The following is a 9860-nucleotide window of genomic DNA, read 5'->3' as shown; positions in this document are numbered from 1 at the left end:
TTCGTGCGGGTGGAGGGGGAGGGGGGTGGGGGTTTGGGAGACTGGTATAGGGGTCGCCCCCCCGGGCGGGAGGGGGCTGCCACGGGGCACTCGGACGGGAGGGGGCTCGCGGTGGGGCTACGGCCGCAGCCCCACCGCGAGCCCCCTCAGCCTTCCTCGCGGAAGTTCAGCACTCCTCGCGGAAGTTCAGCGCTCCTCGCGGAAGTCGACGTGCCGCCCGGCGGCCGGGTCGAACTTGCGCAGCACCATTCGGTCGGGGTCGTTGCGGCGGTTCTTGCGCGTCACGTAGGTGTAACCGGTGCCCGCCGTGGAGCGGAGCTTGACGACGGGACGGAGTTCATTGCGAGCCATGCCCCCAGTGTACGCATATGAAAATGATTTTCAACTAAGTCGGCAGTGAGCCTGCTCACCCAGCACCCTCACCCGGTCCCCACCCTCACCCGGCCCCTACCCCCACCCGGCGGCCCCACCCCGCCCCCTCAGTCCCTCTCGCGCCCCCCTCCTCACTCCGCCCCCGGCCGCCGCGCCTCCTCTTCCTCCGCCGACGGCACCCGCACCGTCTTCTCCCGCTCCCGCCCCTCCCGGCGCCGCTTCGGCGGCGCGAGCGCGGCGGAGAAGCCCTCCAGCGCCTCGACGAGCATCCCCGCCCCCTTCCGCGCGACCCGGTCGGGCGCCTGCTCCCCGCTCCCCTCGGCGTCCCAGTTCCCGAGCGCGGCGCGCACCGCGTCCCAGCGCGGCGCGGAGCGCTCGCGCAGATCGCGCGCGGCACGCGTGCTCGCGGCCTCCAGCGCGTCCGCGAGCCGGTCGGCGGGGGGCAGGGGTGGGGAGCCGCGACCGGGCAGGTGCGCCTCCATGAGCATCGCGACCCGCGCGATCGCCGCGAGCGCCTCGTCCGCCTCGTCGGCGGCCCCGCGCGAGAGCCCCCGCTGCCGTACCGGCTCGTCGCGGGCCTTCTCGACGGCCTCCTGCCACTCGGAACGGCTGTCGCGCGCGGCGAGGAGGTCCTTGCGCACCTGGGCGCTGCGGTCCTCCGAGGGGTTGGCGTAGGCGCGGAAGACGGCGGCGGCGTAGGCGGTGTGGGCGAGGAGCGCGGTGGCGAGCCTGCCGCGCAGGCGCGGCGCCTCCCAGGCCGGGTAGAGCGCGTACGCGAGCATCGCGAGGAGCCCGCCGACGAGGGTGAGCCCGATCCGCTCCAGCGTCGTCTGTTCGAGGTCGGTACCGGCCATGCCGAGGAGGAAGACGACGTACATCGAGACGCAGAACTGCGCGACGACGTACCCCGTCCGCATGAGCAGGTACATGAGCCCGCCGCCCAGCACGGCGAGCCACGCGAGCAGCTCCGTGCCCGGGTGCGCGAGGCGCACGACGAGGCTCGCGAGGGTCACGCCGAGGAGGGTCCCCGTGAAACGCCCGGCCGCGCGGGCGTAGGTCTGCGAGAAGTCGGGCCGCATGACCATGACGGAGGTGAGCGGCGCCCAGTACGGGTGTCCGAGCGGCAGCAGCGAGCCGAGGAGGTACCCGACGCCCGCGACGACGGAGATCCGCACCCCGTGCCGGAACACCGGCGAGTCGCGGCGCAACTGGAGGCGCAGCAGGAGCGCGATGCCCGCCGCCTGCTGCGAGAGCGGCGCGCGCGTGCGGGTGCGGGTGACGGCGGGCATCCCGTGGGCCGCCGTCTCCCGCGCGTCGTCCGGGACGCGCGAGGGGGCTTCGCCGCGGGGGTCGGCGGTGTCGCGCACGTCGTCGAGCAGCGCGCGCAGCCGGCGCGCGGCCCGCAGCGGAGGGCCGGAGAGCAGTTCCTCGGTGTCGGGCGTGCGCAGCACGGCCTTCGTCGCGGCCGGCACGCGGACGGGCTCCCCGCGCCGCACCGCGCGGGCGCAGGCGTCGAGCACCGTGCCCGCCGCGTAGAGCAGTTCGCGCACCCGCTCGCGGGCGGGCCCCTCCGCGGGGACCCCGAAGCCGGGGTCGGCGAGCGAGGCGAGCACGGGCCTGATGCGCTCGGCCACTCCGCGCGGGCCGCGCAGCTCGACGGGACGGCGGCGGGCCTGCCCGGGAGTGAGCACGGCGGCCTTGCGGGCCTCCATGAGCGGTTCGGGGTCGAAGTCGGCCACGGGGTCCTGGCGCAGTCTGCGCGCGTAATCGGCGACGGCGGCGAGGGCGTCGGCGAGCGCGTCGCGGTGCGCGCCCCAGCGCCGGATCGGTACGAGCCAGACGAGCCCGGCCTGCACGATCCCCCCGGCCGCGATCACCGCCGCGTGCCCGAGGGCGGAGACGACGGACCCCGGCAGGGACACGGTGACCATGACGATGGAGACGTTCGAGGCGGCGATGATCCCGGCGGTGGGCCCGGCCGCCCAGGCCATCCCGGCGACGAAGGCCCACAGCATGAGCAGCGGCACGAAGAGCCACAGGTGGACGACGCACACGTAGCCGAGGAAGGTGGAGACGGCGAGGCTGAACCCGGAGGCGAGCGCGAGCAGCGGCCGGGGCCGCCAGGAGCGCTGGAAGGTCGCGATGGCGGCGGAGAACGCGCCGAAGGCGGAGGAGGCGGCGACGTTCGGCCCGAAGAGGCCGAGGCTCAGCAGGACGACGAGCGCGAGGCCCGCGGCGCCGCGCAGCGCGACGAGCGGCACGAGGCGCTTGCGTTCCACTTTGAGGCCGGACCGGGAGGTCTCGGCCAGGGCGTTGAGCCAGCTCACCCCGTCACCATACGGACATGGGGGGCGGCCGGTGCGGTCGGCTCAGCGTGCGGGTGAGGCACCCCCGGGGGTTCCGCTCCCGTCCCCGCCCCTCAAGCGCGGCGGAAGCCGGTGGTCGAGGTCGGCCCTCGACGCGGCCTCGGTGCCCCGCCGCCACCCCGCCTCGTCGCTCACCCCCCTCACCCGCGCCGCCTTCGTCCTCGGGAACATCCGCTCCGTCGCCTCCGTCACGGCCACGTCCCGCGCCGCGAGGACCGGCAGGACCTCCGGCTCCGCCGATTCCGTCACCGTGGCCTCGGCCGTCTTCTCCAGCCGCGCCCCGACGTGCTCCGCGTAGGCGAGCAGGAAGGACTGCCGGAAGGTCTTCGTCCGGCGCCGCCCCGCCGCCCTCGTCTCCGCCTCCGCGCGGGTGAGCGCGGCGTGGGCCTGCACGAGGAGCGAGGTGTGCAGCAGTTCGACGGCCGCGAGGTCCCCCGCGTCCCCCACGACGGTCGAGAACCCGTGCTCCTCGTTCCACACCGCCCGGCAGCCGCTCGCGCGGGCGACGGCGTCGAGGAGGATCGCCTGCGCCTCGCCGTACGGCGGCTCGACGCCGATCCGGCACGCGGCGACGCCCTCGCCGGGTCCGGCGGCCACGCCCGCGAGGCGCGCGGAGTCGATGCGGTGCCGGGTCATCAGCTCCTGCGCCTTCGCGCTGAGCGCCTCGGCCTCGGCGGGGTACGCGGTCGCCTCGGCCTTGGCGAGCAGCGCGCGGACCCGGGTCAGCTCGCGGTCGTCGGTGGGCAGGGGCGCGGTCGGTACGGAGCCGGGCGGCGGGCCGACGGGCTCGACCGCCGGGACGGTGAAGAGCAGCCGGTACAGCTCGACGGCCTCGACGGCCGCGCTGAAGCGGTCCACGCGCGTGCTGCCACCGGTGTCCCCGGTGCCGAGGTCGGCGAGCTGGGCCGTCCAGCGGGGGTCGAGGCGCGCGTACCGGCGGGTCTCCTCGTGCGCGAGAGCGGCGTACCGCAGGCTGTGGCCGGGCCGCAGGTCGCGGCGGACGAGCCGCGCGAGGTCGGCGGGCTCCCAGCCGCGCCGCCAGGCCGCGCCGAGGAGCGCGGTGCCGCGCTCGGTGAGCAGGGCGCGGGCGGTGGTGGCGGGGAGCGCGGCGAGGAGGGAGGCGGCGGTGTCGAGAGAACGGTCGGTCCCGTCGGCGAGCGCGGCGCCGAGCGCGTCCCTGGCGGCGCGCGCGGGATCGTCGCGGGAGTCGTCGCGGGAGTCGTCGCGGGGCCGCTCGTCCGAAGGGGTGTCGCGGGAGGAGCGGTCGCCCTGGTGGCTCTGGCGGGTCTTACCGGTCTCGCGGGGCACTCCCCCATTGTCCACACCCTGTGGACATGCCCGCGCGGGCACCCGTTGTCGGACCCGCCTGCGAGACTCGCAGGCGTGACCCGTCCCGCTGTCCGCTGGCTCCTCACCTCCGCGGACGCGGAGGGCCCCGGCGTGCGCGTCGCCCCGCTCACCCCCGAGGGCGCGCTCGCCGCACCCCCGGTCGCCGAGCCGGACGCGGCGACGGCGGTACGGGCGAGGCCGGACGTGGGCCGCTGGGTCTGGCGCTCCACTCCGCACGTGTACCCGGCGCTGCTCGCCGCGGGGGTCCGCGTCGAGCGGTGCTACGACATCGAGGCGGCCGAGACGCTGTTGCTCGGCCACGAGGGCAGGTACGGACAGCCCCGCGCGCTCGCCGCCGCCTGGGCCCGCCTCCACGACGCCCCCGTGCCCGAGGACCCGCCGGGCCCCTCCGCCGAGCCCGACGCGCAGTCCTCCCTCTTCGACCCGCGCCCGGCCCCGCTCCCGCCCGAGGCGGTCGCCGAGGTCTACGCGGAGCAGGTGCGGCGCCACGCGAAGACCACCCACCCCGGCCGCTTCACCCTTCTCACGGGCACCGAGTCGGCGGCCACGCTCGTCGCCGCCGAACTGAACGCGACGGGCCTGCCGTGGAGCGCGGACCGGCACAGGGAACTTTTGCGCGAGCTGCTCGGCGAGCGGTACGCGGGCGGCGGCGAGCCGCGCAGGCTCGCTGAGCTGGCGGAGGAGGTCTCGCGCGCCTTCGGCAAGCGCGTCCGCCCCGACCTGCCCGCCGAGGTGCTGCGCGCCTTCGCCGAGTCGGGCGTGAAGCTCACCTCGACGCGGCGCTGGGAGCTGGAGAAGGTGGACCACCCGGCGGTCGCACCGCTCCTCGCGTACAAGAAGCTCTACCGCCTGTGGACGGCGCACGGCTGGAGCTGGCTCGCGGACTGGGTGCGCGAGGGCCGTTTCCGCCCCCGGTACGTGGTGGGCGGGGCGGTCTCGGGGCGGTGGACGACGGCGGGGGGCGGCGCGCTCCAGATCCCGAAGGTGGTGCGCGGCGCGGTCGTCGCGGACCCGGGCTGGCGCCTCGTCGTGGCGGACGCGGCCCAGATGGAGCCGCGCATCCTCGCGGCGGTCGCGGGCGACGGGGCGCTCCTGGACGTGGCCGCGAAGGCGGACGACCTCTACGCGGCGGTCTCGGACCGTGCCTTCGCGGGTGACCGCGACCGCGCCAAGATCGCCGTACTCGGCGCGATCTACGGCCAGACCTCGGGCGACGGCCTGAAGAACCTGGCGGCGCTGCGCCGCCGCTTCCCGAAGGCCGTCGCTTACGTGGACGAGGCGGCCCGCGCCGGCGAGGAGGGCCGCCTCGTCCGCACCTGGCTGGGCCGCACGTGTCCCCCGCTGGGCGGCGAGGCCCAGGAAGAGGCCGGTATCCCGCAGGAGGACGAGCCCGCCCCGTCCGTCTCCGCCTCCCGCGCCCGGGGCCGCTTCACCCGCAACTTCGTCGTCCAGGGCGCGGCGGCCGACTGGACCCTGCTCCTCCTGGCCGCCCTGCGCCGCGCACTCCGCTCCCGCGCCGCTGAGCTGGTCTTCTTCCAGCACGACGAGGTCATCGTCCACGCCCCCGCCTCCGAGGCGCCCGAGATCCCCGCCCTGATCGCGGAGGCCGCCCGCGAGGCCACCCACGTCTGCTTCGGGGACATCCCCCTCCGCGTCCCCTTCACGACGGCGATCGTGGAGTGCTACGCGGACGCGAAGTGAGGCGGACCGGCGTTCGGCCGGGTCCGCCCTGCCCGGTGCCGGAACCGCCCTGGCGCACCGCCCTCACACCACCCCCGCCGCCATCCACACCCCCACGACCGTCACCGCCGCGTTGAACGACGACGCCGCCGACACCACGACCCCGCCGCCCGCCATCAGCGCCGCCCAGCCCACCGGCGCCCAGTACGGGCCGGGCCACCGCGCGGGCGGGGGCGGGGCGAGCAGGGCGGCCACGCGGCGGGGCACGGGGCCGGGCGCGGCGAAGGCGGGCAGGAGGTCCGTGCCGAAGCCCGAGGAGGAGAGCGCCGCGCGCCCCACCGCCCGCGCCGTCACCCTCCGGTCCCCCACGGCCCGCGCCGCCTCCTCGTCCGCCCAGCGCTCGGCGCCGTAGGTGAGCGCGCCGACCAGCGGGCGCAGCAAGGGGTTCGCGCACGCCGCCAGGCGCGCGACGAGGAGGAGCCCGTGGTGCCGGGCCGCGAGGTGCGCGCGCTCGTGGGCGAGCAGGGCCCCGTACTCGCGCGCGGTGAGGCACTCCCGCATCCCGCGCGAGACCACGACGAGCGCGGGGCGGCCCGGGAGGGCGTACGCGTAGGGGGTGGGGTCGGGCAGGACGGCCACGCCGTCCCGGTCCCGTACCGCCCAGGCCGCGCGGCGGGCCGCGATCCGCGCCTTCCGGTGCCGCGCCCCGGTCCGCACGCAGGCGGCCAGCGCGCCGAGCAGCGCGGCGAGCGAGACGAGGCCCGTCACCTCGTCCCACGGCACCGCGGCCCGCACCTCGGGGTCCGCCCAGGCGTCCGGGAGGGGGTTGTGCGGGATGCGGGCGGTGCCGACGACGCCGAAGAGGCCGAGGCAGACCGTGCTGCACAGGGCGAGCACGACGGCGAGCGCGGTGAGGAGGAGGGTCGCGGTGCGCGGGTGGAGGTGGCGCACCGCGAGGCGGCCGACCGGCAGCGCGGTCAGCGGGACGACGAACGGCAGGAAGACGACGTACTCCACGTACCTCAGCCCTCTCCGGAGCCCCCGGCCCCGCCGTCCGCGAGCGGGCCCCCCGGGCCGCCGTCCGCGAGCGGCCCCTCGGCCGCGCCGCCCGCGAGCAGTTCGCGGACCAGCCGTTCGTCCTGCGCCGAGAGGGAGGTGACGAAGCTCGTGAGGACCGCGTCGCGGTCGTGCTCGCCGTCGAGCAGCCGCCGCATCCGCAGCGCCGCGAGCCCCGCCTCGTCGGCGACGGCGCTCCACAGGAAGGAGCGGCCCCGGCGTTCCCTGGTCACGGTGTCCTTGGAGCGAAGCCGCGTCAGGATCGTCATCACGGTCGTGTACGCGAGTTCGCCGCCGACGTGTTCGCGCACCCAGCCCGCGGGTACGGGTCCGGGGGCGGAGTGGAGCACGGCGAGCACCCTGGCCTCCAGTTCGCCCTGTCCACGCCGTCGGCCACCGTTCCGCTCGGTCCCGCTCACGCCCGCACCTCCTCGCACCCGCCGGCTCACCCCGGGTCCCGATCGTACCGAGCCGGGGACCCGGGCCCCGCCATCAACTTCTACAGTCCTGTAGTTTTCAGAGCGAGGCAGTTTTCCGGAACGAGCCACATCCGGCAACACCCCCGAGACCAAGGAGCGAACACCATGGGAGTCACGCTGGCCAAGGGCGGCAACGTCTCGCTGTCGAAGGAGGCCCCCGGGCTCACGTCGATCACGGTCGGCCTGGGCTGGGACGTCCGGACCACGACGGGCAGCGACTACGACCTGGACGCGAGCGCGCTGCTGTGCGCGGCGTCCGGGAAGGTCGTCTCGGACGCGCACTTCGTCTTCTACAACAACCTGACCAGCCCGGACGGCTCCGTCCGCCACACCGGCGACAACCTGACGGGCGAGGGCGAGGGCGACGACGAGTCGATCGAGATCGACCTCGCGCAGGTCCCCGCCGAGGTCGACAAGATCGTCTTCCCGGTCTCCATCCACGAGGCGGAGTCGCGCGGCCAGAGCTTCGGCCAGGTCCGCAACGCCTTCATCCGCGTCGTGAACCGCGAGGGCGGCACCGAACTGGCGCGATACGACCTCTCCGAGGACGCCTCGACCGAGACCGCGATGGTCTTCGGCGAGGTCTACCGCCACGGCACGGAGTGGAAGTTCCGCGCGGTAGGCCAGGGCTACGCCTCCGGACTCGCGGGCATCGCCTCGGACTTCGGCGTCAACGTCTGAGCGGGACGTAAGAGACGGATACGGGCCAGGGGCCGGGTTCGCCGTGATGACGGCGGACCCGGCCCCTGGCCCGTGACGCGCGGGAAGTCCCGGGGCGCCCGCGGGATACGGAAGCCCCGGGAGATCCGGGAGGTCTCAGAGGTCGAACTCGTGCGGCGGCAGGCCCAGCGCGAAGCACGCCTCGCGCACGACGCCCTGCTCGTCCTTGTCGAAGTCGCCGTCGGCGCCGCCGATGACGATGCCGATCTGGATGACCGCGCGGGCCTCGGCGGGCTTCTTCTTGGCCTTGGCGATCTCCTGGAGGATGCCGACCTTGCCGAAGTCGAAGTCGCTCGTGAGCTTGTCGAGGTTGGCCTCGAAGCGGCGGCGCAGATCGTCGGCCGGGAAGTTCTGGAGGACCTCGTTGGAGGTGATGAGCTGCGCGACCCGCTGCCGCTCGGAGGGGTCGACGCTGCCGTCGGCCGCCGCCACGAGCGCGCACATCGCCATGCTCGCGTCGCGGAAGGCGCCGCTCTTGAGGTCGTTCTTCTTCGCGACGAGCTGTCCCTGCATCGTCTGCGCGGAATCCTTGATGCGATCCCAGAGCGCCATGAGAACTCCGTCTCTCGTAAACCCCGGCCCGCCGGGCACGGCGGGCCGACCACGGGCAGCCCCACTGGAGCCCCGCACTTCTACAGTGCTGTAGAAGCTACCAGTCGCGCCCGGGCACTCCTCCCAACGGACGGCCCCGCGGAAAAGATCCCGCCAGTCCCGCACACCACAGGGAACAGGGGAACGAGTGGACGGCCGAACAGGGGAACGAGCGAGGGCCCGCCCTCCCACGCGCGTGGTGCGTGGGGAGGCGGGCCCTCGTCGATCCCGTCCGGGGCGGCGGTCAGCCGTTGGCGGCGCCGTTGCCCGAGAGGACCGGGATGTCGTCCAGGATGTGCGACAGCGGCTCGTCGCCCTTGGCCTGGGTGGAGTTCTCGGTGCACTGCTGGTTCTGCGGCGAGGACAGGACGTTGATGTCCTGGACCGCGACGGGCACGAGGCCGACGATCGAACCGGCGTTGACCTTGGCGGGCAGGCCGATGCAGGGCTTGTTGAGCGAGCCCTGGACGAGAGCGAGCTGGGGGCTCATCTTCCCGAACGTGGCCTGGTTGCCGTACGACTGCTGGGCACCGTTGCCCGAGACGGAGGTCGTACCACCGTCGTCGCTGAGCGCCATGGCGGGAGCGGCACCCGCACCCGCGACCGTGACGGCGACCGCGGCGGCGGCCCACAGCTTCTTCATGACTGTCCCCTTTCGGAAAGCGGACCCCGAGACAGGATCACCAGTCACCCCAACCACCCGAGCCCGCCGGGAGTTGCGCCATCGGCCCGCATGACACCCGAACGGCCCACGCGCCCCGCCCGCCCGGAGCGCGCGGGACACGGTGGCGGGAGCCCCGGGCCGCCACGACGGGGGCGGCCCCGACGAGCCGGGCGCGGCGAGGCCCGCACCGTCCCGGCCGGAGAACCGGAAACGGCGGCTCGCGCACGGGCCGCGGTGCGGCCTCTTCCGCGAGGGCCCACCGCGGCGGGAGGAGGCCGTCTACCACGGTGCGGCGCCGCGCGGGGCGCCACTCGCGCAATGCCCCCGTAAGAGGGAGCGCGCGAGGGGGCGCAACGCGGGCGAATCCCTCATTCGCCCCCACACCGTGCGGTGAACGGGGGACCCTGGGGTGTGACGGCCTGAGCACGGGGCACGTCCGGCGACGATGAGGAAGCATGACGGAACCTGAACCCAGAGGCGGCGGCTGGAAGCGACAGGGCTTCATCCCCGTCAGCCGCCAGTCCTCCGAACGGCCCGCCACCCCCTACTCCCCGCCGCCCGCGCGCGGCACCGACCCGCCCC

At 75.3% G+C, this 9860-nt stretch carries 9 protein-coding genes; 2 read left to right on the top strand and 7 right to left on the bottom strand.

The annotated features are described in order from the left end of the window. Nucleotides 1–186 precede the first annotated feature (186 nt). From rpmG to IF99_RS0129130, 3 genes are all read right to left on the bottom strand, one after another. Complete coding sequence (gene rpmG / locus IF99_RS0129140) at nucleotides 187–351, bottom strand: 50S ribosomal protein L33 (protein ID WP_031001232.1); 165 nt, start codon at nucleotides 349–351, stop codon at nucleotides 187–189. A 152-nt stretch (nucleotides 352–503) separates the two neighbouring features. Then, the gene (locus IF99_RS0129135) at nucleotides 504–2699 is read right to left on the bottom strand and encodes an FUSC family protein (RefSeq protein ID WP_031001229.1); all 2196 of its coding nucleotides are present in this window, start codon (nucleotides 2697–2699) and stop codon (nucleotides 504–506) included. Between the two features lie 42 nt (nucleotides 2700–2741). Next, nucleotides 2742–4046 (bottom strand): DUF2786 domain-containing protein, encoded by a 1305-nt coding sequence (locus IF99_RS0129130; protein ID WP_031001227.1) that lies wholly within the window; start codon nucleotides 4044–4046, stop codon nucleotides 2742–2744. A gap of 75 nt (nucleotides 4047–4121) precedes the next feature. Here IF99_RS0129130 and IF99_RS0129125 point away from each other — a divergent pair, with 75 nt between their 5' ends. Further along, on the top strand, nucleotides 4122–5789 hold the full coding sequence (locus tag IF99_RS0129125) for a bifunctional 3'-5' exonuclease/DNA polymerase (RefSeq protein WP_031001226.1): 1668 nt from the start codon (nucleotides 4122–4124) through the stop codon (nucleotides 5787–5789). Between the two features lie 63 nt (nucleotides 5790–5852). On the opposite strand, the gene IF99_RS0129120 is transcribed toward IF99_RS0129125, so the two are convergent. Further along, a complete protein-coding gene (locus IF99_RS0129120; RefSeq protein WP_031001223.1) occupies nucleotides 5853–6785 on the bottom strand; it encodes a M56 family metallopeptidase in 933 nt (310 codons plus the stop codon). Between the two features lie 5 nt (nucleotides 6786–6790). After that, nucleotides 6791–7243: a BlaI/MecI/CopY family transcriptional regulator gene (locus tag IF99_RS0129115; RefSeq protein ID WP_031001221.1), complete on the bottom strand. Its 453-nt coding sequence runs from the start codon at nucleotides 7241–7243 to the stop codon at nucleotides 6791–6793. A 165-nt stretch (nucleotides 7244–7408) separates the two neighbouring features. Here IF99_RS0129115 and IF99_RS0129110 point away from each other — a divergent pair, with 165 nt between their 5' ends. Continuing rightward, nucleotides 7409–7984 carry a TerD family protein gene (locus IF99_RS0129110; RefSeq protein WP_031001219.1) on the top strand — a complete coding sequence of 192 codons (576 nt, stop codon included), beginning with the start codon at nucleotides 7409–7411 and terminating at the stop codon, nucleotides 7982–7984. Nucleotides 7985–8119: 135 nt separating this feature from the next. Here IF99_RS0129110 and IF99_RS0129105 read toward each other — a convergent pair whose 3' ends face one another. Beyond that, nucleotides 8120–8575 (bottom strand): tellurite resistance TerB family protein, encoded by a 456-nt coding sequence (locus IF99_RS0129105; RefSeq protein WP_031001217.1) that lies wholly within the window; start codon nucleotides 8573–8575, stop codon nucleotides 8120–8122. Between the two features lie 283 nt (nucleotides 8576–8858). Further along, complete coding sequence (locus IF99_RS0129100) at nucleotides 8859–9257, bottom strand: rodlin (RefSeq protein WP_031001214.1); 399 nt, start codon at nucleotides 9255–9257, stop codon at nucleotides 8859–8861. Nucleotides 9258–9860 lie beyond the last annotated feature (603 nt).

The organism is Streptomyces sp. NRRL F-5630, from assembly GCF_000719475.1.
In the GTDB taxonomy this organism is placed as follows: Bacteria; Actinomycetota; Actinomycetes; order Streptomycetales; family Streptomycetaceae; genus Streptomyces.
This window is presented reverse-complemented; position numbering and strand designations above follow the sequence as displayed.

What these genes read in the sequence shown, in the direction of transcription:
- rpmG (WP_031001232.1), bottom strand. Translation starts at nt 351, where the DNA reads ATGGCTCGCAATGAACTCCGTCCCGTCGTCAAGCTCCGCTCCACGGCG.
- IF99_RS0129105 (WP_031001217.1), bottom strand. Translation starts at nt 8,575, where the DNA reads ATGGCGCTCTGGGATCGCATCAAGGATTCCGCGCAGACGATGCAGGGA.
- IF99_RS0129110 (WP_031001219.1), top strand. Translation starts at nt 7,409, where the DNA reads ATGGGAGTCACGCTGGCCAAGGGCGGCAACGTCTCGCTGTCGAAGGAG.
- IF99_RS0129100 (WP_031001214.1), bottom strand. Translation starts at nt 9,257, where the DNA reads ATGAAGAAGCTGTGGGCCGCCGCCGCGGTCGCCGTCACGGTCGCGGGT.